16 protein-coding genes are annotated in these 23240 nt (G+C 42.6%); 6 read left to right on the top strand and 10 right to left on the bottom strand.

The window, feature by feature from the left end:
- Nucleotides 1–17 precede the first annotated feature (17 nt).
- Nucleotides 18–1550, top strand: coding sequence for a histidine ammonia-lyase (hutH, locus tag CHJ_RS12845; protein ID WP_171754779.1), 1533 nt, complete (start codon nt 18–20; stop codon nt 1548–1550).
- A gap of 116 nt (nt 1551–1666) precedes the next feature.
- Here hutH and CHJ_RS12840 read toward each other — a convergent pair whose 3' ends face one another.
- From CHJ_RS12840 to CHJ_RS12825, 4 genes are all read right to left on the bottom strand, one after another.
- The gene (locus CHJ_RS12840) at nt 1667–3439 is read right to left on the bottom strand and encodes a lysophospholipid acyltransferase family protein (RefSeq protein ID WP_317917859.1); all 1773 of its coding nucleotides are present in this window, start codon (nt 3437–3439) and stop codon (nt 1667–1669) included.
- A 317-nt stretch (nt 3440–3756) separates the two neighbouring features.
- Nucleotides 3757–4125: a PilZ domain-containing protein gene (locus tag CHJ_RS12835; RefSeq protein ID WP_171754777.1), complete on the bottom strand. Its 369-nt coding sequence runs from the start codon at nt 4123–4125 to the stop codon at nt 3757–3759.
- A gap of 225 nt (nt 4126–4350) precedes the next feature.
- Nucleotides 4351–6804, bottom strand: coding sequence for an EAL domain-containing protein (locus CHJ_RS12830; protein WP_317917858.1), 2454 nt, complete (start codon nt 6802–6804; stop codon nt 4351–4353).
- A 165-nt stretch (nt 6805–6969) separates the two neighbouring features.
- Nucleotides 6970–7893: a GGDEF domain-containing protein gene (locus tag CHJ_RS12825; protein WP_317917857.1), complete on the bottom strand. Its 924-nt coding sequence runs from the start codon at nt 7891–7893 to the stop codon at nt 6970–6972.
- Between the two features lie 249 nt (nt 7894–8142).
- Here CHJ_RS12825 and CHJ_RS12820 point away from each other — a divergent pair, with 249 nt between their 5' ends.
- Together CHJ_RS12820 and CHJ_RS12815 are read left to right on the top strand one after the other, a co-directional pair.
- Complete coding sequence (locus tag CHJ_RS12820) at nt 8143–8952, top strand: substrate-binding periplasmic protein (protein WP_317917856.1); 810 nt, start codon at nt 8143–8145, stop codon at nt 8950–8952.
- Between the two features lie 189 nt (nt 8953–9141).
- Nucleotides 9142–9933 carry a substrate-binding periplasmic protein gene (locus CHJ_RS12815; protein WP_317917855.1) on the top strand — a complete coding sequence of 264 codons (792 nt, stop codon included), beginning with the start codon at nt 9142–9144 and terminating at the stop codon, nt 9931–9933.
- A gap of 19 nt (nt 9934–9952) precedes the next feature.
- Here CHJ_RS12815 and CHJ_RS12810 read toward each other — a convergent pair whose 3' ends face one another.
- The 4 genes from CHJ_RS12810 to dctP all read right to left on the bottom strand — a co-directional run bounded on the left by CHJ_RS12810 (nt 9953) and on the right by dctP (nt 14191).
- The gene (locus tag CHJ_RS12810; protein ID WP_317917854.1) at nt 9953–10669 is read right to left on the bottom strand and encodes a restriction endonuclease; all 717 of its coding nucleotides are present in this window, start codon (nt 10667–10669) and stop codon (nt 9953–9955) included.
- A gap of 336 nt (nt 10670–11005) precedes the next feature.
- Nucleotides 11006–12415, bottom strand: a complete 1410-nt coding sequence (locus CHJ_RS12805; protein ID WP_216613485.1) for a TRAP transporter large permease — start codon at nt 12413–12415, stop codon at nt 11006–11008.
- A 10-nt stretch (nt 12416–12425) separates the two neighbouring features.
- Nucleotides 12426–13037: a TRAP transporter small permease subunit gene (locus tag CHJ_RS12800; protein ID WP_317917853.1), complete on the bottom strand. Its 612-nt coding sequence runs from the start codon at nt 13035–13037 to the stop codon at nt 12426–12428.
- Between the two features lie 146 nt (nt 13038–13183).
- Nucleotides 13184–14191, bottom strand: coding sequence for a TRAP transporter substrate-binding protein DctP (gene dctP, locus CHJ_RS12795; RefSeq protein ID WP_317917852.1), 1008 nt, complete (start codon nt 14189–14191; stop codon nt 13184–13186).
- A 372-nt stretch (nt 14192–14563) separates the two neighbouring features.
- Between dctP and CHJ_RS12790 the strand changes: the two genes are divergently transcribed.
- From CHJ_RS12790 to CHJ_RS12780, 3 genes are all read left to right on the top strand, one after another.
- On the top strand, nt 14564–16402 hold the full coding sequence (locus CHJ_RS12790; protein ID WP_317917851.1) for an ATP-binding protein: 1839 nt from the start codon (nt 14564–14566) through the stop codon (nt 16400–16402).
- Nucleotides 16389–17798, top strand: coding sequence for a sigma-54-dependent transcriptional regulator (locus CHJ_RS12785; RefSeq protein ID WP_317917850.1), 1410 nt, complete (start codon nt 16389–16391; stop codon nt 17796–17798). Before CHJ_RS12790 ends, CHJ_RS12785 begins: the two co-directional genes overlap by 14 nt.
- Before the next feature lie 75 nt (nt 17799–17873).
- Entirely contained in the window at nt 17874–19115 is a 1242-nt protein-coding gene (locus CHJ_RS12780) for a hypothetical protein (RefSeq protein ID WP_317917849.1), read from the top strand.
- 131 nt (nt 19116–19246) lie between these two features.
- Here the strand turns inward: CHJ_RS12780 and CHJ_RS12775 are convergent, their stop codons facing one another.
- Both CHJ_RS12775 and CHJ_RS12770 read right to left on the bottom strand, forming a co-directional pair.
- Nucleotides 19247–20209, bottom strand: a complete 963-nt coding sequence (locus tag CHJ_RS12775) for a glycyl-radical enzyme activating protein (RefSeq protein ID WP_317917848.1) — start codon at nt 20207–20209, stop codon at nt 19247–19249.
- 71 nt (nt 20210–20280) lie between these two features.
- On the bottom strand, nt 20281–22809 hold the full coding sequence (locus tag CHJ_RS12770) for a glycyl radical protein (RefSeq protein ID WP_171754897.1): 2529 nt from the start codon (nt 22807–22809) through the stop codon (nt 20281–20283).
- Between the last annotated feature and the right edge of the window lie 431 nt (nt 22810–23240).

The raw sequence follows: 23240 nt of genomic DNA, 5'->3' as shown, positions 1-23240 counted from the left end.
ATTAGGAAATGAACACTATGATTAATTTGCAGTTAACACCGGGACAACTTTCACTGTCTGCTCTTCGAAACATCAGTCGAGCACCGGTAAATTTATCTCTTGATCCTGCGGCAATACCTGATATTGAAGCCAGTACCAAAGTGGTAGAACAAGTGATCAGCGAAGATAGAACCGTTTATGGCATCAATACAGGATTTGGCTTACTCGCCAATACCCGAATTGCCGCAGAGGATCTTGAAACACTACAAAAAAGTATCGTGTTATCTCACGCCGCAGGAATTGGCGAGTTTATGTCGGACGAAACGGTTCGTTTGATGATGGTACTCAAAATTAACAGCTTATCTCGTGGTTTTTCTGGTATCCGCCTTGAAGTCATAGAAGCTCTAATCACCTTGGTAAATTCTCAAGTTTATCCATGTGTACCTAAGAAGGGCTCTGTTGGTGCATCTGGAGATCTAGCGCCTTTGGCTCATATGAGTACCGTACTGTTGGGAGAAGGAGAGGCGAGACATAATGGCAAGATAATTACTGGCCTTGAAGCGTTGCATATTGCCGGTCTTGAAGCGATAACATTGGCTCCGAAAGAAGGTTTGGCGTTACTTAATGGCACACAAGCTTCCACCGCTTTTGCGTTAGAAGGTCTGTTTGAAGCGGAAGACTTATATGCATCTGCAACCGTTTGTGGTGCCATGTCGGTGGAAGCGGCGCTGGGTAGTCGCCGTCCGTTTGATCCGAGAATTCATCGAGTACGGGGACACAGAGGTCAAATCGATGCTGCAATGGCATATCGTCATTTGCTGGAGCATAGTAGTGACATTTGCCAGTCTCACAGTGATTGTGAAAAGGTTCAGGACCCGTACTCATTGCGCTGTCAGCCGCAAGTAATGGGAGCCTGTTTACAGCAAATTCGCAATGCTGCGGACATATTGCAAGTCGAAGCGAACTCTGTATCTGATAATCCGTTGGTCTTTGCTGACGATGGTGACATCATTTCAGGAGGCAACTTCCACGCTGAACCGGTAGCAATGGCAGCGGACAACTTGGCGCTGGCCATCGCTGAGATGGGGAGTCTGTCGGAAAGGCGAATGGCTCTGCTTATTGACAGCGCACTAAGTAAATTACCGCCGTTTTTGGTGGACAATGGTGGGGTTAACTCTGGCTTTATGATTGCTCAAGTCACTGCCGCAGCGCTAGCCAGCGAGAACAAAACATTGGCGCACCCTGCGTCGGTAGACAGTTTACCAACCTCTGCCAATCAGGAAGATCATGTTTCTATGGCCACTTTTGCAGGGCGCAGGCTTAAAGATATGTCGGAAAATACCCGTGGCATTTTGGCTGTAGAGTACCTATCCGCTGCCCAAGGGCTAGATTTTCGTAAACCTAACTTATCCTCTCCACTGATCGAGCAAGCGAAAGCCATATTGCGAGAGAAGGTGTCGTTTTACGATAAGGATCGCTACTTCTCACCTGATATTGAGAAAGCCAATCAACTGCTAAAGTTGGCTGTGCATAACGCTTTAATGCCAGAAAATATCTTGTGCAGTTACTGATGAAACAGTGGGTTAAATAACATCCGCCCATAAGAAATAGAGCAACACAAAAAAGAGCAGTAGATATCATTGTCTACTGCTCTTTTTATTTCTGCTCTTTTTTCGACGGATTTATTCTAGTCGTTGCTCACACCGTGAAGTTGTAAGTAGTCAGCGGCCTGTTCTGACCCCATATAACGACCGAGTGTTTTTTGTGGTACTTTTTTAAGGTTCACCACTATCAGTCCATCCAATGCATCATTAAATGCGGGATCAACATTAAAGCAGACCAGTTTTCCATTTAACCCTAGATACTGTCGAAGCAGTACCGGAACTCCTTTACCACTGTCTACTCTGGCGATGACACGAGAGAGAAGCTGTAAATCCCCCAAAGCGGTGAGCAGGCTGGTATTCCACGAGGTGTTTTTCTTTTCTAAAGGGTTAGACGCTTTAACCACATTGGCAGTGTCCAGATCATAATGATGCAGGGTCATGGTCTCAGCTAATAGTTGTCTTGCTTCATGGCTGTACTCGTTGCTAATGCTTACAGGGCCAAATAGGTGAGTGTAGTGTGGATTACGATAGACAAAGCTCGCAATCCCTTTCCACAGCAGCAGCAGTGCGCTCATGCTGCGCTGATACTCTTCTGCAATAACAGAGCGCCCCATTTCAATCGCTTTACCACAGTTCATCTTATCGATAAAACGTTGGTCGTAATGAAATAGAGTGGTTGAATAAAGCCCATCTATACCTTGGTTTTTGGTTACCACGTCAACCAAACCAAGTCGGTAGGCTCCCACCATTCTCTGATGTTTTCTATCCCAAACAAATAACTGTAAGTAGGATTTGTCGAACTCATCTACATCGAGCGCTTCTCCAGTCCCTTCTCCCACTTGGCGAAAATTTAACTCTCGTAGACGGCCAATTTCATGCATCACTGAAGGAATATTTTCAGACTCAGTACAGTAGACCTCAAACTCGCCGCTAATGAGTAGTTGTGCGCTCTCTGGTAGCTTATCTATCTCTTGTAAGATGGTATCAAGAGGCATTGCTGCGGCAACGGGAGTGGTATAAGTGTCATCATTTAATGACAGGGTATTTTGTTCAGCAGAGCCGTTGAGCAAGTAGGTGTTTAATCTCAAGTAGTTAACAAGTTTTTTATCATCTAACTTGTTCACTTCTTTGAATTTAATCTGATCGCCAATGGCAATTGAGATCGCCTCATCTTTTTTATTGAGCAGTTCGCGCCCCAGCATTAATGTGCGCAGTAAAGGGTGTATTTTTTCTGCTAAATAGAAGCGTTTCGAGTTTTGACCATTAATGTACATTGGAACGGTGACCGCTCGGTTTTTACGGATAAGCGAACCAACAGAACGACTCCACTCTTTGTCTTCTAGCCGCCCCTGTTTACTGTCTACGAGCTGAGACACTTCTCCTGCAGGGAACATTAACAGTAACCCTCCTTGCGCCAAATGCTTATTGGCGGTTCGAAGTGCCTTCATATTTGCTCTTACAGCACCAGCACCTTCAAACACATCGACACCAATAAATAACTCATCCAGTTCAGGTAAGGTTTTCAAATAGTGGTTTGCCAGTATCTGTATATCACTGCGAATGGTCAGCAACATTTCTGCCAGTATGACCCCTTCTACGCCACCTAAAGGGTGATTAGCAACAATAACCGTGGCACCTTCCGCTGGAACATTATTTAGTGAGCCTCGCATTACTTGGTAGTCAATACCAAGTACTTCTAACGTAAAACGTAGAAATTGTTGGGTATCACAATCGGCAGGTCGCTGAGCATAAAGCTTATCAAGTTGGCTTAACCCTGTTGCCCATTCTGCAAAGGATTCACCTAAACCAAACGGTGTTTTTCTTGGTAAACGAAAAGGGCTGGCTGTTTGCTGCATAAATTACCTCTAAAAACATGAAATATGTTGAACTCTACAAAGCTTGATCATCAGGTTGGCGTGTAAACATGTGATATTGATGAACAGAGGGTGACTTTTGTATGACACCGAGCTAAATAGAATTACGTTCTATTCTACTTTTATTACTTTCTATTATAGACACTTGAGGAGATAGACCGAGGAAGTTGGATTTATATTACAAATTAATTGGAGGTATTTAACAAATCAGAGCCGTTGAGGGGGAATTTGCTAATGAATATATGCTCTTAAATGGGCTAAGCGCCCATTTTCTTGAGTTTAAATAATGACCTGTGCAGTTATTTAATAAAATTGACGCTTTTCTGTTTGTTAAAAAAACCGGGGTATTTTTTTCTAATGTAAATCTGTTCTTTGGTCATCCGCTTTAGATCGGGACCTTTAGATAATTGAGCGACAAGTTCACCATCATCTAAGCGTAATACTTGCCCTTTTATTTCTATCATTTCACCATCATGAAAGCGGATGCTTCCGGTGATAGAGATGCCACGGGTAACCGGATGAGAGTTAGTAAATAGAATTCTTGTTCCCTGCTCTGAAATTTCGCATACCCAAAAATCGCGCCCTAATAGTTTGGCTCTGGGTCTTTCATTACGAGGATAACGTAAACGAAAGAACTCTCGTTTCTGAATTAGTTCTTCTTGTTCCATAAATTGAACATATGACTTAAAAAAATATAGGGCTGATGCTATCACATAGCAGGGTAACTTCAAGGAACAGAGAGAAGAAGCCTTTGTTTATCTGCGATGAAGAGCATTTTTTGTGATAGACACAATATGAAAGTAGAAGGATGCGAAACCACATTAGTAGCATGAAGTTTCGCAAAGTGAGAGTAATTAGTGGGGTTTCACTTAAATTACCTCGTTTAACCGTTACTACAGATCATTTAGATAACTAATGATACTGTTATTATCAATGATGGCGACATAGTGTCCATCATCGTCAATTACTATCCATGGAAAGCTATAGTTATTTCTGATTTTTTCGTGAATTTCACCGCTATTAATAGTGCGATGCACACGGGTTATTCTACTGTGCATCATGGCGCTGACAGGTTTGCTTAATAGGCGGTAGTCCTGTGCGGTTTCGGTATCGGTGCCTACTGATGGTGATGAATGAAAATTGAATATCTCTTTACTGACAAAGCCGACACATGTTTTATCATTAATAACAGGTAGAGCGATGTAGTTGGTATTATCAAAAATCTCTTTGACTTCAGCTAAGTTATTTTCGGCACTGAGGGTTGGTGGGTAGATAAACAGTTCACTGGTATCGCTGGAACATGAACCTTGTAGATCACTGAGTTTTTTAGCATAGCCTGAGTATGGGGTCAGCTCTTCAAGTGGTTTTGGTTTACTAAAATAGAACCCTTGTAAAAGGTCTACTTTTAACTCTTTTAATATTACGATCTCTTGCAGTGTCTCTACACCTTCGGCAACGACTTGAACGCCTAAAGTGTGGGCTAAGTTGGTGATCATTTTGGCTATATAGTAGTTGTGAGAGCCAACCGTAATCCCATTGACAAATTCACGGTCAATTTTTAGTAGATCAAAATTACCATCTTTTAGATAAGCAAATGATGAGTATCCGGTACCAAAGTCATCAATAGCGATTTGTACCCCTTTTGTTCTTAGCTCGAATAGCAGATCCGCATCGGTGTCTTCACTGTTAAAGTAAGATGACTCTGTCAACTCTATGGTTATAAAGGGAATCTCTTCACTATATTTGTCCAAAATCAAACACAAATCAGCAAACAGCTTCTTCAGTGGTTTGCTGCTTGCCAAAGAGATATTGATGGTTATTTCTACACTTTTACCAAAGATCTCTGCCAGTAATTGTCTTGATGAGATAGATTTCTCTGCCATCACAAGATCAAGATCGGAAATCATATTGAGATCTTCTGCTATTTTTATGATTTTTTGAGTGTCGAGAATATTTCCCTCTGTGTCTCTAAACCGGCATAAGGCTTCAAACTTTTTGATTTGCCAGTTTTCACTGGAAATAATAGGTTGAAAGAACACTTCTACATTTGAGCTCTTAATACACTCAATAGTTATCTGCTCCAGTGTTTCTCTTTTTTTAACCTTGTCGTGCAGTGCTCTATTATAAAAACAGATATTGTTATTATTATGAGAATGCTTTTCATACATGGCTTGTAGGGCGTGAGAAACAAGAGTTGCAGAACCATTTGAGTCTAGTCCTACCACGGATGTGCCAATGGTAGATCGTGATAACACATCATAAATATCGTTATCAACTTCACTTCGGATTAAATGAAAGACCGCCTTGATGGTTTCATATATCGATAGAGAGTGGGGGCGGCTAGCACTGCGTTTATAGTAAATGCAAATAGAGAATGCGTTACCCCCTAGGTAACCAGCCGTGGTGAAATTATCCGGCAAACTCGATAGGGCACTGGCTATTTTTTTTCTTACTTCATGCTCTATAGTTGCATCAAGTTCGGGAGAGAAACAGAGCACCATTAAGCCGTTATTTTGCGGCAGGTTATCGAACATCTGTTTCACTTTCTCTTTGTAGTCGCTATCACTGGGCAACTGCGTTAATAGCTCAATACCACCGTGCTCCTTGCCGGCTAAGCGATAAAGCTTTTTAGAGAGGTTTTTTGTCATTCCAACATAATAAACATTCTTACTTCTTGTAACGATTCGTTGAATTGAAAGCTCTTGTGGAACAATTTTGTTGCTTTTCGTTCTACTCAGAATAAGGCCTGACCAATAATTTTCGTTACTCAATTTATGCCAAAACTGATCGAAGAATTCCGAAGAGTGTTTTTTTGCATTAAAAATGTTGGTCTTTTGCCCGACTAGCTCCGACAGTTTATAGCCCGACGAGTTTTCAAAATAGGCGTTGCAAGTAATGATCTTGGTGTCTTGATCTGTGACGAGTAAACCGTGGTGTGCATTTTCAAAAAATTGCGATGCGATGGAAGATAGCTCTTCTTGAGGTGGCAATACATTTAAAAACTGTAGGTAGCCTGCGGCGACATCTTTGTTAAGCATGGTGGCTGAGACAATGCATGCTGTCATTGCAAATTCATTGTGTCCTAAGCTAACTTTTACCGGAGAGGGGGAGTTTCCTTCATGGGCTGATTTTAATAAGTTAACTAGCGTCTCTTTATCTTGTTGAGAGAAGAGCAAAACAAAGTCTTCTATCGTTTTGATGTCTTTTTCAATCTCACAGGCAATTTTTAGAGCGTTTTGGTCGATCTGAAACTCGTTCGTCGCCAGTTGCCAAGTCCATGCTAAGCCTTTGCGACGAATTCTGTTTTTTTCTTTACTAGAAGCAGAAATTGTATTCTGTTCGACCATAACCACTTTCCCTTTGAGCTCGTGTTCATATTATAGTCTACAATAATTACAATTGGAGTTATTGATCTATTTAATTGTTTCAAAAAGAGAAACATCATTTTCTAATAAAACATTCGCTAATGTTTTGGCCATGTAAAATCTTACAATATGCTGCTTTAGTTAGCTCTATAGTGGACGATAGACGGTGGTGCGGTTTCGTCCCGCCAACTTAGATTGGTACAACGCTTTGTCTGCACGTTCGTAAGCGACCGTAATATCGGAATCATCACTTAATATGTCACTGATGCCAATACTAATGGTTATTTGGATAGGGGTCGTTTTATAGTGAGTTAACATTTGCTCTATTTTTTCACGAATACGTTCCGCTACGGGGTAAGCTCCATTCACATCGGTATCCGTTAACAATACAGCAAACTCTTCTCCTCCTACTCGCCCAAGGTAATCCACATCACGCAGTGCTTGTTGAAGAGTGGTCGCGGTATTTTTTAATACGGCATCACCTGCTAAGTGGCCATAAGTGTCATTGACGGATTTAAAGTGGTCGATATCAAGCAGCAGTAGAGTTGTTGCTTTGCAGTATCTTTTTTTGCATTTGAAGCAGTGAACGGCTCGATCAAAAAATGAGCGGTGGCTTAAAACACCGGTTAAGTAATCTAACTCGGCTTGTTGCTTTAGCTTCTCTTGTAAAAGGTGATTTTGGGTGGTATTTCTGGAGATCCATACCACAACAGCTTCGTCGTTTACTTTAAATGGCAACAGTTGAATTCGACCTTCATACCACTGGGTAGAGTCGATTTTTGAGGTGCTAGATAGTTTCTCAAAAACGTCTGGCTCAACAGAATATTGATAAACTTGAACCGTCTTCTCTTTAATTGCGCGCTGAATCACGGCATCAAACTGCTCAGTTTTGTCGTTACCAAAGACTTTATTTAAAGATTGGCGGACAAGAGCGTGTTTATTTAAGACAATGCTAGAACCATCACCACCCATTACGTCTAATATTATCCCGGATTGAGAGATAATAAAGACGCGATCTGGCAGGGTTTCTAGTATGGTTTTGTAGCCATCAAATTGGTCAGAGATTTTCATTAACTATCCGTGTCACTGCAATGTCATTATTCTACTTGTTCGAACCGATAAATTCTTCTAATGAATATGGATGTGTGGATAGCTTCAAATTATGAGTAACTGCCCTGTACTTAGCAGAGTAACCTTAATAGAGTCAGAAAATGACCGGAAAAAGCCTGTAATTAGTAAGGATAATCCCGTGCTGACTGCTAAGCCATCAATTTAGTCGTCTATAATTTATGAGAGATAACGGATAAATATAGAGGTGTGATGTTAATAGTGTACAAGTTTGTATGTTTTTCTTTATTACTGTTCACTATTAGCTTTTTCTCTTTTGCTAATCAAAAACAGCATGTCACCATTTATGGTGAATCCACTTATCGTCCTTATGCTTGGGTAGAGGATGGGGTGTTCAAAGGTATTTATATTGATGTATTAAATACGATTTTTGAGCAGATGGATGATTATCAGGTGACTTTAAAAGCGGTCCCTTGGGAGAGAGGGCTCTTTCTGCTTAAAACAGGTGACGCGTTCTCTCTTTTTCCTCCCTATTACTACCCCAACCGACGTCCATATATATCGCCTTATTCCACACCTTTATATAGAGAAAAAACGGTATTGATATGTCAAAAAAAGGTTTTTGATATAGAGCGAAATAAGTGGCCAAATGATTATTACGGATTGAGCATAGGACAGAGCAGCGGCTATTTGTTAGGAGGAGAAGCCTTTTTTGAGGCAGTGGCGAGAAATGAGATGTTTCTTTCCGAGTCTCGTCGTGCGGGGCAAAATCTACTCATGGTGGCAACAGGACGCATTGATTGTTATATCAACGATGAGTTGGTCATTAAGACCGAGTTAAATGAACTGAGTAAAGATGAACATTATCGAGCCTATTTAGATAATGTTCAGTTTGGCCCTATTATTTCTTATGAAGATAGTTTTCTTGGGTTTAGTAATGTAAACAATGAACTGTACCCATATAAAGCTCATTTTGTAGAACAGTTTAATACTCTGCTAACAGAGATGCATAAACGTGGTGAAATAGAGTTGATCATAGAAAAGCATCTAAGCGAATGGTAATTAATTTGGGGGCTGTTGATCTTTTAGTTACAAATTTTGTTTAATCAAGAAGTATATTGAGCTTGAGCAAGATGACAGAAAAATCTTATCCCACTATAAGGTAAATGGGATTTTCGTCAAAAGCGCGACGTTTATTGAAGAAATGTTGTTTATTCCTTTGTATGCTAAACAAAAAAACAAGGTTCTTGTGTGGCTGTTTTTCGATATCGTTCCTACATACTGCTCTCTTTAGTGTTATTGCCCGTCTCTTTTGCGGCTGCAACGACGCTTAAACTTGCTTATTCAGATATACAGTCTTATCCATTTCAAATGGGAAATGGTGGAAGAACCCCATTTCCTCCCGGCTTATCGCTCGATATTATTAATAAAGTCGCCAATGAGTTAGATATAAATGTCGAATACCAACGTCTTCCGGGTAAACGCGTTTTACAATATATAAAAAGCAGTAAAGTCGACGGCGGATTTATCTTTTCCTATAACCCTCAAAGAGCGAAGTACGCTAATTACCCTATGGTGAATGGTGTACCTGATCGCAGCAAACGAGTGGCAACAATAGGTTATTATTTTTATAAGTTAAAAGATCAGCCTTTTGAGTGGGACGGTATTAGCGTAAAAGGTACAGAAAAGAAAGTTGTTGGTGCCCATTTAGGATTCTCTATCGTAAAAGAGCTCAGACGCAAAAGCATTAATGTAGAAGAAGTAAAAACCACAGAACAACTTTTTCATATGCTAGAAACCAAACGTTTGCCTAGCATTGCCATTCAAGATACTACCGCCCAGTCTTACTTAAATGACAACGGAGTAGCTAATATTGAAAGAGTAGAGCCTGCAATAAAAACCAAGGATTACTATTTAACTTTTAGTGGTAAATTTGTTGCTAATAATCCCAAGTTAGTCGAAAAAATTTGGCAGAGTATTGAGACAGTTCGAGAGGATGTGATTAATACAGAGAGTAGCAAGTATGCCAGTAAAAGAGAGTAATATTGGCAGAGTAGATACGTTAGTTTTGTGGTGAAGCCAGTGTCTGTTTTTGATTTTTCTTCTCTTTATTTTTCTTCTCTTTATTTTTTGGTAACAGTGTATCTAGTGGTTGCAGCATCTTTGCTAGTTGAGTGCCATTAATTAAGTCGATATTTTTGCTAAGTGCGAGCTGTTGGGCATTAAGGGTGAACTCCCCTAAGCTGACAATCGTTATTCGATCTGCTTGCTGTGAAAGCGAGCGATTGTAATACTCTTTAACCACTTTAGTTTCAACTCTCCGTGTTTTTCTATGCTGACAATAGATCAAATGACTTTGACCAAATTTCGTCACTTCTATATCCATTTCACTTTCGCTTTCAACATTGGAGTGAACCAGCATTTTTACTAGGTAACCTTGCTTTTGGTAATAATTAACGAGAACAGATGCAAATTCTCTTTTATTGAGATTTTTTAAATTATCTTTGGCGTTATTTTGTTGTAATTGGACTCTGATGGCAGAAACGATGAACCAGACAATGAAAATAGTTACAGACGTCATTAATACAACAGGTAGAAATGTGCGTAGTCCCAGCTCGATTTGATCTGTATAGAGAGTGTTACAGAGACTGCAAACACGAGTAAAAAGTGTCGGTAATAGCCCAGTAAAAAGAGCGTAGCTTATAACAGATCCAAGAATACATACCCACCAAAGACTGCCTGATAAGTATGATAATAAACCCGTTTTTTGTTTTTCCATTTGAGTGAAATTTATTCTTCTAGTGTCATTAGACGAAGTTAATTCCGTCATGATCCATATGCAGGGTGAATCATAAGTGAAAAGAAGAGAGATATTTTGATTTCACTACGGGTTTTGGCAAATAGTAGAAAATAAATCCGAGCGCCGTGATGCATATGGTGTTATCAAGTAATAAAGCCAAATGAAACTGGTGCCGAGAGAGAAAATGTAATTTTGGTTAATGTTAGCTTTATAAGCAGAGTATAAGAGTTGGTGCTTATACTCTGCTAGGTTCTAATATACTGCTAGAGAGTGGGCTGGTGGCATATGGAAATGATGCCACTCAGCGATATGCCGTTAGGCGTAACCTATTAATGTCGGTAACCAGAGTACAATTCCCGGAAATGAGATAAGTACGGCGATTGTCACAACATCCGCAACAAAAAATGGCGTACATCCACGGAACACATCTTGAACAGAACATTCAGGACGAACTCCTGCCACAACAAAGCAGTTTAGGCCAATTGGTGGAGTGATGAGACAAAGCTCTGCCATTTTCACCACGATTATTCCAAACCAGATAGCGCAGCCTACCCCTGAAACCCCAAAAGCAGAATCGACCGCTGCGACATCCACGCCACCATTAAGTGCAATGATTGCGGGATATACCACTGGTAAGGTAAGCAATAGCATACCAATCGCATCCATGAACATGCCTAATACTGCGTAAGCACAAAGGATCAGCAACAGTGTTAGCATTGGGCTCTGTTCTAAGCTGACGATCCAGTCAGAGAAAGCGCTCGGTAAGTCGGCAAAGCCAAGAAAACGAACATAGATTAATACCCCCCAAATAATGGCAAAAATCATCGCTGACAGTTTGGCGGTTTCCATAAGTGAGCTCTTGAGCTCTTTCCAACGGCTACCGTGGTAGAGAGCCACAACAAGAATCAGTGAAGCGCCGAGTGCTCCAGCCTCAGTCGGTGTGCCAACGCCTCCGTAGATACAGACCATAATAATGGCAACCACAAAAAAGATCGGGAGAGCGGCGGGGAGTGATTCAAAACGTTGTTTCCAAGTATATCCTTTTACTGGGGGACCAAAATCCTTACGGGTCATGGCCAAAAATATGACTAGACCACCATAAATTAATGCCGATACAAAGCCGGGAATAAAACCGGCCATTAATAGCGCACCTACGTCTTGCTCAACGATAATGGCATAAATAACCAATATTGCTGAAGGTGGAATAAGAGAGGCTAAGGTGCCACCTGCGGCGACGACGCCAGCCGCAAAGCGCTTGTCGTAACCCAGTTTAAGCATTTCCGGAACAGCAATGCGGGCAAATACGGCGGATGTGGCGACGGACGCTCCTGATACCGCAGCAAACCCCGCGGTAGAGAACACGGTCGCAACTCCCATTCCGCCCGGTAACCAACCGACCCAACGCTTCGCAGCTTCAAACAGTGAACGAGTTAATCCGGCGTGATAGGCCAAAAAACCGATAAGAATAAATGTTGGGATCAGTGATAAGGCGAGAGATGACACTTTTGAATGGGGAATGGTTCCGGCCATTTTGAGTGCCACTAAAAAGCCGCGTTCAAAGCCGAGTTTGGCACTAAATATCCATAGTAAGCCGAGAAACCCTGCAATGGCGGCTGCAAAGGCAACCCTTACACCTAACAGGACAAACAGCAACATAGCACCGGACACCCATAGGCCAATTTCAACCCTATCCATGCTTGCCATGGCTTGTATTAATTCTGACAAAATTAATCTCCTAGTCGTGACTGCTTACGGTTTCAGCTTCTTTGGCGGCAACTTCTGCAGCCGACTCAATTAACGGTACGGCAATCGGATACTCTGTGCCCTGTTTGAAAGCACGTAGATACCCCCAGATTTGCAGTAGCAAACGCAGGGCAAGAACAGTAAGCGCGACAGGCACGGCCAACTTTGCAGGCCAAGTAGGCAAATTGATATCCAGTGAAGAGTCACCAATCGAAAATGCACGCCAAAAGTGCAGGTATGAGCCGTAGATAAGGATAAGAGTGACGATAAGCATTAATGAGGTAGTAATTAACTCAGTAAACCATAGCCAGCGACGACGGAGCTTTCCGACCAGAATATCCATGCGGATATGACCGCCCATTCGCTGTGTGTAGGCGATACCAAGAAAAGCGATAAAGGCCATTGCTTGTTCTACCCAGTCAACATAGCCGCTAATTGGAGCAGAGAAAAGCCAGCGACCTAGCACATTTACGGTCGCAAGCAGCACCAGTAAAAAAATGGCCATACCGCCAGCGAGATTAAGGAAAGATTCAAAGCGAAAGAACATGCGATCTGTTCTGCTTAAGACCGAACTATCTTCCAAAACAGAAGCAGCTGCAGACATATCAGTCTCCTACTTATTAAGTGATGAATAAGATATAAGGGGTTATTGGCAACACGAGCTTGGACTTAAAGGAGCCCAAGTCCATGATAGCCAGCAATAGAGGCGATTCACCATTTGGCAAATCGCACAACTAATCTGTAGTGAAACTATTTTTGCGCGAATAAGTTCGCGGTATAGTCGAATAGCGTTTGAGCGTCGAAGTTGCCTTTATGCTTATCAACCCACTCTTGGCGAACCGACTCTGATAACTGGTTGAGCTTATCTGTTTGTTCGGCGTTGAAAGTGACCATGGTTAAGCCTTGCTCTTTTACTGCTGCATCGTATTTAGCAGTGGTGTTTTTCTCATAGCTCTTAACGTAATAATCCAGAGCTTCGTCCACAGACCCAAGCAGAGCGTCACGATGGCTAGGTTTTAGCATCTCTAGTGCTTCAGTGTTAACAACGACAGGACAGTTAGCTGAGCCAAGGTTTAAGTTGGTTGTTGCCCAGTTCCCCACTTTATATGAGTTGGTTGCGAGGTGAGCATGGGGGGCAAATGAGGCGGCATCAATAACGCCCGAATCCATGGACTGACGTACTTCAGAGAAAGGAACCCCGGTTTTCACGGCGTTTAATTTACCAAGTACTCCCATAATGCCACCAGGGCCACGTACTCGAAGACCTTTAAAGTCATCTAACGACGTTAAGGTATCGCCCTTACTGACAATATTGTATTGCGGTAATGGCGTAGGCATTAGCAGTGTGGCGTTCCAGCGAGCTAAATCTTTCTTAACGATAGGATGTTTAAATACCTGTGAGTAGATCTCACTGACTCGTGCTAATGACACATCTTGTGAGAAAGGCAGTTCGGTTACCGTGATTGTTGGGTTTTTATCAGGATGATAAAAGGCACAAAACTGAGCCATTTCAAAAGCGCCAAATGAGATACCATCTAGGTTTTCTCGAGATTTGGATAAACCGCCATACGAGATGTTAAGGGTAAACTCACCATTGGTTTTTGCTTCTACTAGTTCAGCCAGCTTTTCCACATTTTCAGTAAAGGCGCGGCGCTTTCCCCATAGAGAAACATTCCATTCAGTGGCTGCGTTTGCCTCTGCAACCATAAAACCAGTGAGCATCATGGTCGTGATCAATGATGTTGGTAGTGCTTTCATACTTTCGTCCTTGTTTATCGTTATTTGCTCTAAAATGTAGGGCTAGAGCATTTATCATTCGTCAACTACAGAGCAAAAGCTTTGCCAACAAGGCCAGTTTACAAAATAAAATTTATAATCCTTTGATTAATAGGTGCTATTTGTTTTTTTGAGATTGTAGCTAGCTTACAGGAGTGGTGAAACAAACCCATGATAAGCCAAAGTTGGCTGATTGCTGTGATGGATGCATGGATCAATAAGCCATTTTTGGCTTATTGTTTTGATGGCATCACGAGGACATCTAGCGCACTCACCGTTTTATCGTATTATTGGTGTATATTAATATTAGATTAACAGACCCGAGTTAAGCTGCATTGAATCTGGAGAGACAGGATGTCCAAAACCAGCACTAAAAAAACCTACAGTTGGATTGTGCTTTTTGCTCTGTTATTGGGGGGAATATTGGCTGTTGTGTTAATAAAAACGACAGAACAATCCCATTATCAAGAGCTACACCGTGTTGGTGAGGAGAGGTTAAACCTGTATGCCTCTACGGCAGAAGCAGAACATAAACGCTTTGATTACTTGCCTTTTATTGTTGCTCAAGATCATCAGGTGCTACAGCTATTACAAGAGCCACGTCACCCCAATGCGACAAAAGCGGTGAATAACAAACTGGTAAGTTGGCAGCAAGAGTCGAATGCCGATGCTCTTTATTTAATGAATGCTCAAGGGATCGTTGTTGCCAGCAGTAACTGGAACCTATCAACTAGCTTTATGGGCAACGATTATCACTTCCGTCCATACTTCAAACAAGCCATTAAAGGCAGCACCAGTCGATTCTTCGCCATAGGGGTAACGACGGGGCAACCGGGCTTATTTCTCTCTCGTCCTGTTTATTTTCATGAAAAAGTCGTCGGAGTTGCGGTGGTGAAAATAAACATGTCGGTACTAGAAGCAAACTGGAAAGCGGGTGGTGAGCAGGTATGGGTCAGTGATAGCGATGGGGTGATCTTCTTAGCCAGTGATCCTGCATGGCGCTACCGAAGTTTGTCCACCCTACCTGCTGATGTGATGGCGCGATTGAAAGCAGCAAAAAAATACAGTCATCATTCGATTGATGCCTTGGATCTTGAGTTCCTCTCTCCATCACCTCAAGGAAATAAAATCATAAAGCTATTTAATAGCGCTCATTCCAAAAGTATTCAACCCAATAGCCGTACTTACATGTTGCACCATCGAGAAATTGCTAACCTTGGTTGGAGCTTGTATTACTTAAGTGATTTAAAGGGATTAAAAGAGAGCAAAAATAACGCCATGTTGATCTCGGTGCTGGTGGCGGCGTTGTTCGCGGTTATCGGTTTGTTTGGTTTTAGTCGGATTAGACACCAACAGTTATTGGAGTGGCGAGTAACTCAACGTACCAAAGAGTTAAACAGGAGCAACGCCCAACTCAAAAGAGAAGTGGATGAGCGAATCCGGGCAGAGAAAGCACAAAGGCAGACTCATGAAGAGTTAGTGCAAGCAGAGAAAATAGGGGCATTAGGTCAGTTATCTGCAGAACTGGTCCATGAGATTAGCCAACCACTGCAAGCGACATTGACCTTTTTGGCCAGCACAAAGCTATTGATCGAGCGCCAAGAGTACCAGCTAGCAAAAGAGAATTTAGGGGAGGTGGATAAATTGATCCGTCGCGTATCCAGTATCGTGACTCACCTTAAAAATTTTGCCAGTAAGTCTCGCGGGGTATTCGGTCGAGTCGAGCTTACTCACGTGATAAACAATGCGCTATTGATACTCAATTCAAAAATAGAACACTCTGCCGTAAAGGTTAATTGGTCTCCTGCAGGGCAACCGATTTTAGTGAATGCTGATGACATTAAGCTAGAACAGATCATTGTGAATTTAATACGTAATGCAATTGATGCGATTCAGGCATTAGAGTCGGTAGAGCAAGGTCAGATAGATATTGGCACTGTGGTGTTTGAAGACCAAGTTAAGATGACTATTCGCGATAATGGTTGTGGCGTAAGCCCGGATCATCTGCCAAGGCTATTTGACCCATTTTTTACCACTAAGCCTCCGGGGGAGGGCATGGGGCTAGGTTTATCGGTTTCGTACGGTATTGTTAAAGAGTTTGGTGGACGGTTAGAAGTGACACCAAACTCGGATCAAGGCACCACATTTACTCTTACACTCTCATCTGCGGATATAACGTATGAAAAACAGTAACAACAGTATAAACAGCACCAATCATGTTCAGCCGATTAACGTTGTCTTAGTGGATGATGAAGACGCAATCCGTAAAGCCACTAAGCAGTGGTTAAACTTGGCAGGGATAGAGGTCGAAGATTACCCGAACGCTAAGGCTGCTCTTGCATCAATTACCGCAAATGGTCGTCAAATAGTGGTGTCTGATATTCGTATGCCAGAGATGGACGGCATGACATTTGCGGCAGAAGTCCAGCGCATAGATCCTGATCTTCCGGTGTTGCTCGTGACTGCCCATGGTGATGTAAGTATGGCGGTTGACGCCATGCGCACGGGAGTTTACGACTTTATTGAAAAGCCGGTCGAGCCAGATCTATTGGTGGACAGAATTCAGCGAGCGAGTGAAAAACGACGTTTGGTGCTAGAAAATAGAAACTTGCAGCGGCTGCTCAGTCAAAAGCCATCATTGGAAAGTAAGATGATTGGTCAATCTGGCGTGATGACAGCTTTGCGTCAACAAGTGCTCATGTTAGGGCAAACTCCCGTCGATACAGTAATCAATGGCGCGACAGGCACAGGAAAAGAACTTATTGCGCGTTGTCTTCATGACTTTAGTGTGCGAAGTGAGCATCCATTTGTGGCCGTGAACTGTGGTGCGATCCCTGAAAATCTTTTTGAAAGTGAGTTGTTTGGTCATGAAAAAGGCGCGTTTACCGGAGCGGAAAGTCAACGTATAGGCAAGATTGAACATGCGCACAAAGGCACTCTATTTCTGGATGAGATAGAGAGTATGCCGATCAATTTTCAGATAAAACTGCTGCGTGTACTGCAAGAGCGAAAACTGGAGCGGGTGGGCTCGAACAAAGAGATTGCATTAGATTTATGGGTGGTGGCGGCGACGAAAGAAGACTTAGCCAAAGCATCAGTTGAAGGGCGGTTTAGAGAGGATCTCTACTATCGATTTAACGTGATGGAGTTGCATCTACCTGACATGAAAGATAGGCGAGAAGACATCCCCATGTTGTTTGATTACTTTGCACGTAAAGCTTCTATCCAGTTTGAGCGGGACTATTCGGAACTGGATGAACAAGAGCTAGCGCTGCTTATTGATCACGATTGGCCGGGAAACGTGCGGCAATTGAAAAATGTAGCTGAACGTTATGTGTTAGCAATGAGTCGTTCCAGCTCTATTCGTGCCATTTTAGGCCATGAAGAGCAGCAGAACGTGACACCCGCAAGCAATAATCTAGCGGAGCGGGTGCAAGGGTTCGAACGTCAGTTAATTGTTCAAGCTCTGAAACGCCATAAAGGCAATATTCAAACGGTAACCGAAGAGCTTGAACTTCCACGCAGAACCCTTAATAACAAGATGAAGCAGTACCAGATCCAACGTCGAGATTTCTTAAAATGTGAGTAGTACGCGGAAGATGGTTCAGTAAATGATGGTTTATATGAAATGTTAGTTTGGTATAGGTGAACAAAGGAATTAAATATGTGGTCTATTTCGTCAGTAAAGGTTAATTCGAAACAAGCAGTATCCTATTACGTTTGCGATGGTTTTCCATTGGAAAAAGTAAGAGGCGGTGAGAAACAAGAGGGGCAGGAGAGCGGCCAACGATTAATGATAAATGGGTTGGGTTATATAGATATTGAAGATATCAGTTCTCAACCCGATGCGATGGGAGAGTTAGTTCTTAAGTTGAATGGACTTAGTTATCGTTACCATGAGCAAGCAAATATTCAGTTTGAGATTGAGCTAGATGGTACTTTTATCGCAACCGGGCAAGATAATCACGTATCTGGAAAACTGCATGCTATTCCAGCGGTGACGCCAGAGGTGCTGGCATTGTTTGATGAGATGATGGAGCACAAAATCGTTCCCTATCAAAACCCACCCTCAGGCACGACCAAATCGATTGAACAGTTACAACAGTTGGCAGAGCAGTACTATCCAGGTGATGCGAACGGTTTTAACTACGCTATGTGTTTATATGACTGGACCAGCCCGAGCTTTATTCGTATGGATGCCTTTAATCAGTTTGCTTACAGTGGCATTGCTGACCTTCCTCTGGATCTGGACTCTATGGCAAAAACAATTTGGCAATGTTGTTATACAGATTGTACTGCTCGTGATGCCGATTTTATGAACATGTTTATGATGAAGCCTGCGACCTCAGAGCAAGATGTTCGTCAGCAACTTGGCACTGTTGCTGACCAAGTTCAACAATACGCATTGGCGGAAACCACTCTGCAGATAAATGCTTTGATTCGGTTACCAAAAGTCTCTTCAAGTGAGTATCCACAGCTTTATCGCGGCGGGATGGCAATATCGGGTAACACATTAGATAATTTTGCACCTTCACTTGTTGAGTTTGCTGGGAATGCGGGGCCCACAAGTGAGCCTCTCATCTATCCATTTAAAGATGCGCTGGGGAACATGTTACAACCCGGCTCTATCATCACCTTGAAAACACCATGGAGCTTCTCAAATGATCTGGAAGGCGCCAAGGTGTGGCAACGAGGAGTGCTGGTAACCTGTAAACCACCTGAAGGATATGATGTGTGGCCGGGAGGGGCGGATATAACGGCATTTTCGTTGAACCCTGATACGTTCGAAGTCAACTTTCCACCAAACACCCGGTTAGAAATAGAGTCCTATGAGTGGATTACCATTCAGGGCAAACCGGTTTGTCATTTTATTATGAGGATGCTTGGCTATTTTGGCGGTAATTGATGAGATGTTCGCCTAGCTAAGCGGTCGCTGAGCGGTCATGGGTTTGGCCGCTGAGTGATTTAACTCATATTTAGTAGAGGTTAGGAGCGTTTTGATGCCCCTAACCGATTGGACTTGTTTATTTTATTGCCTTATATCTCGGGGGCTGTTTTTTCTTTGGTGCCCACTAAACAGTGTATACCTCGGCCATTAAAATAGTTTGCGATGCCATTAACTCGCTGTTGAAACTCCACTCTATCAAAGTCGAGATCTTTCATCGGGTAGGGCATAGCCAGCGATTGGTACTTTTCCTCACCAAGACGCATAAAGCTCAGCAGTTGTAAGGTTTTCACCTTTCCATCAAGTTCATCGAGAATAAAGTTTGCCGTTGCTTCCATATTGGCTGAGTTATCGTTGATCGATGGGATAACGGGAATTCTTAATATAAGCTCTTTGCCGGTAGCAGAAAGCTGTATTAGGTTTTGCAATATTTTGTGGTTATCTACCCCTGTGTGTAGTTTATGCTGTTCACTGTTCATGAGCTTTATGTCAGCAATAAATAGATCCGTATAAGGGAGTAGCTTATCGATTTGTTGCCAGTTGGAGTACAAGCTTGATTCTAGGCAAGTGTGAATACCTTCTTGTTTGCACGCTTTAAAAAGTGCTAAAACAAAGTCACTTTGAAGCAAGGGTTCGCCGCCGGACACGGTTACTCCTCCGCCCGATCGTTGGTAAAATCCTTTGTCTTTCAAAATGATCTTCATACATTCGTCCACTGACATAGATTGCCCCCACTGTTTAATGGCTTCAGAAGGGCATTCATCGGAACAGATGAGGCAATGTGTGCACGTATCTCGATCTATTTTTTGCAAACTGGAATCTGAGAAAATAAGCATAGTGTTATCGGGACAGACATCGATGCATGAGCCACATTTATCTGCGGTGATGCATTTGTTGTGATAGACACCAACCTCAATCTGCCTGTTAAAGCTTTCAGGGTTCCCGCACCAATCACACCGTAGTGGACAGCCTTTTAAGAAGAACTCAGTACGAATGCCGGGCCCATCATGTAAAGTGAATCGTTGAATATTTAGAACCGTTGCTTGGGCTGCCACGTTCAACCTCAATGTTGTAATGTTGAAGAGTTGAGAAGAATCGGTGGGCAGAAATCTGCCCACCAGTACGGTTAAAACCTTAATTCCGTTCGTTGAATCAGGTCATCTTGCAATGGTTTACCTAGTTCAACAAAGTAAGCACTGTATCCCGCAACGCGCACCAGCATATCTTTGTACATGTCAGGGTTCTTTTGCGCAGCTTTCATTTTCTCTGAGCTCATAATATTGAACTGAACGTGCATACCTTGCTTAGCGATGTATTCATCGATAAAGCTGACTAAGATATCTCGTCCTTCAACACCAGAAACCGCATCTTCCGGGAATCTTAAGTTTAATAAGGTGCCGTTAGTGGCAAGGCTATGATCGACTTTGGTGACAGAGTTAATGATGGCGGTTGGGCCACAAATATCATGCGAGCCTCCAGCGGTATGAACCGGTCCCATATTGTCTGAAATGGGTTCTTGGTTTTTCCTGCCATCCAGTGAAGCGTTGGTATATAGCCCCATGCCTACATTGGCATTAACGGTATACACTCCGGGACTGAACTTACCGCCTCTAGGGTTTTTACGTCCCTTTATATGACGGCAGTAACACTCAAACATGAAGCTAAACAGTTGGTCTGCTTCATCAATGTCGTTACCGTAATGAGGGATTTTTGAACTGTTGACCAGTGCGTAGAGTTTATCGTTGTCTTCCCAGTTGTTTTTAACGGCGTCTAACAGCGCTTTGCCGCTATATTTTTTGTCATCAAACATCAACTTTTTGATGGTAGCTAATGAGTCAGCACACGTTGCTATCCCCGCAGCTTGAGGAGCGGTGCCGTTGTACTTGGCCCCTCCATACGTCATGTCTTTTCCTGACTCTATACAGCCTTCAAAAAATGCAGAGATGTAGGGCGTCGGTTTGATCATGCGATGAATTTTATCGGTAATATTTAAGCAGCTACACAATTGATCGCACCAGTAAGCAAACTGTTTATCAACGCTTTCTAACACCTCTTCAAAAGTGTTATAGGTTTCTAAACTACCCGTGTTCGGGCCTAACTGTTGGCCTGCATTGGGGCCGGCTAAGATCCGACCGCCGTTGATGACCATTTCCATCATTTTTGCGGTATTTACGTAACCTGCATCAAGCCAGCCATGCTCTTTTCCCGGTATGGAGGGTTCAACGCAACCGACGACGGCATAATTTCTGGCTTCTTCTAGGGTGACTCCCTTTCCTTGCATTGCTTTAATAGCTGGTCCGTCATTAAACAATTTAGGGTGACCATAACCGGCGCGAATGCACTCAATGGTTTTAATTTTTAACTCATACGGGCTGTTTTCATGCAAGCGTAAACAGACCCAAGGGTTCATCATTCGAGTATGAACAGAGGCTTCTAACATCAGCATTGTAAGGTCATTGGTGGCGTCATTACCTTGTTCATCCACTCCACCAATAGTGAGGCTTTCGCCACCAAAACCACGGCCGTTACGAACCTTGACCGTGCCTTTGTCTTTCAGCTTTGTTGGGTTGTTCATTTTTACATACAGAACTTCAATAAGTTCTAGTAGAAAGGTTTTTGGGGTTGCGTGTTGTTTTATCTCTTGGTCATAAAACGGAAAGAGCCACTGATCCATTCGACCATAAGAGATAGAGTGACCATTCCCCTCTATTTGAGTAAGAGTGATGGCAAAGTTAAACAACTGCAATGCCTGCCAAAAGCTCTGAGGTACACCACCTGCAATTTGCTGACAGTTGGCCGACATGGTGAGCAGCTCGTTCTTTCTATTGGCGTCTTTTTCATTTTCTGCCATCTCTTTGGCGAGTTGTGCATAGCGGGCAATATAGCTTTTCGCGGCTTGCAAGGTGATGATGGTGGCGTTGTAGTAGTCTCGTTTTTCACCAAAATCGGGATCTTGTTTCGATAACTTTGCGAGATGCTGCTGTGCTTGCTGTAATACACCGTCATAGCCAAGCGTCATTAGTTTGTTAAAGTCCATGGCAAAATGCCCAATACCAGCAAAATGGTAATTGTTGGTTTGGAACACTTTTTCACCCATATGCGAGCCTTTCTTTTGGTCGTCATCTAGGTGTGCAGTTATGAACTCGTTAGCGCTTTTGCCTTTCCAGTATTCACAAAGTTGAAGAATCTCTGCTCGTTCCTCTTCATTTCGAATGTAGAACTGATCATTAGATCGCTCTTCAAATGGCGAGTTGAGAATTTCGTCAATGATCCAATCCACTGAAAATTCAGGATAAATAGGAGAAGCCTTAGCGGGGGCTGCGATCTCCCCCAAAATAAGGTCGTTATCATAAATGTGCAGGGTGGTGTTGAGTAGAATGTTCTCAAATGCGTATGCGCACTGAAGAATGCGAGGTGTGGTTTCGTGATCTTTATAGGCTTGAGTGACTAAGCGTAATCTCTCCACATCAATATTATAAGGTCTATCTAGAAAAGCTTGGCGTAGCTTGTTGACTCTAGGGTAAGGGGACCAATCTTCGTGACCGACTTGATAACCCAAGCCGTAGACTTTATCAAACTTATCCACCCCACAAGCTAACGTATGACAGTCTGTTGTTTCAAACAAACTCTCGTTTTCTAGCTGGAAATTATCCATGGTTTACCTCTTAATTTTTAAAATAGAATTCTTTGCTAAATCAAATGGTTAAGGAGAGACTTTCGCTTCTGTCATATCCTCCGGAATGAATGCTGGCACTGAGACCTTAGAAGCGGGGGAGGAGCGGCGGTGTCTGCTGTTTTATTGTTATTTTGTTAGTAGTGTTGATTAACGTACTTTTTTCGACACCATTTGCTTAGTTGTGTTTTTGTACATAAAGCGACATATCGGACTTGGACGGCGAAAATTTAAATTTAAAGTCGGCCATTGTGAGTATTGGTGAGAACAGGAAATCTTCCAAGCGCTCTATATAACTTAAATCGGTGTTGTAAGCCTAAATTTATAGGGCTTAGTCTTCATGTTGTCATTATACGAACTCGCTAAATTACATCTGAGATTGCTGTCACAAAGTGAAATCAAATAAACAAAAA

Source organism: Vibrio sp. MACH09 (assembly GCF_033238805.1).
GTDB lineage: Bacteria > Pseudomonadota > Gammaproteobacteria > Enterobacterales > Vibrionaceae > Vibrio.
This window is presented reverse-complemented; position numbering and strand designations above follow the sequence as displayed.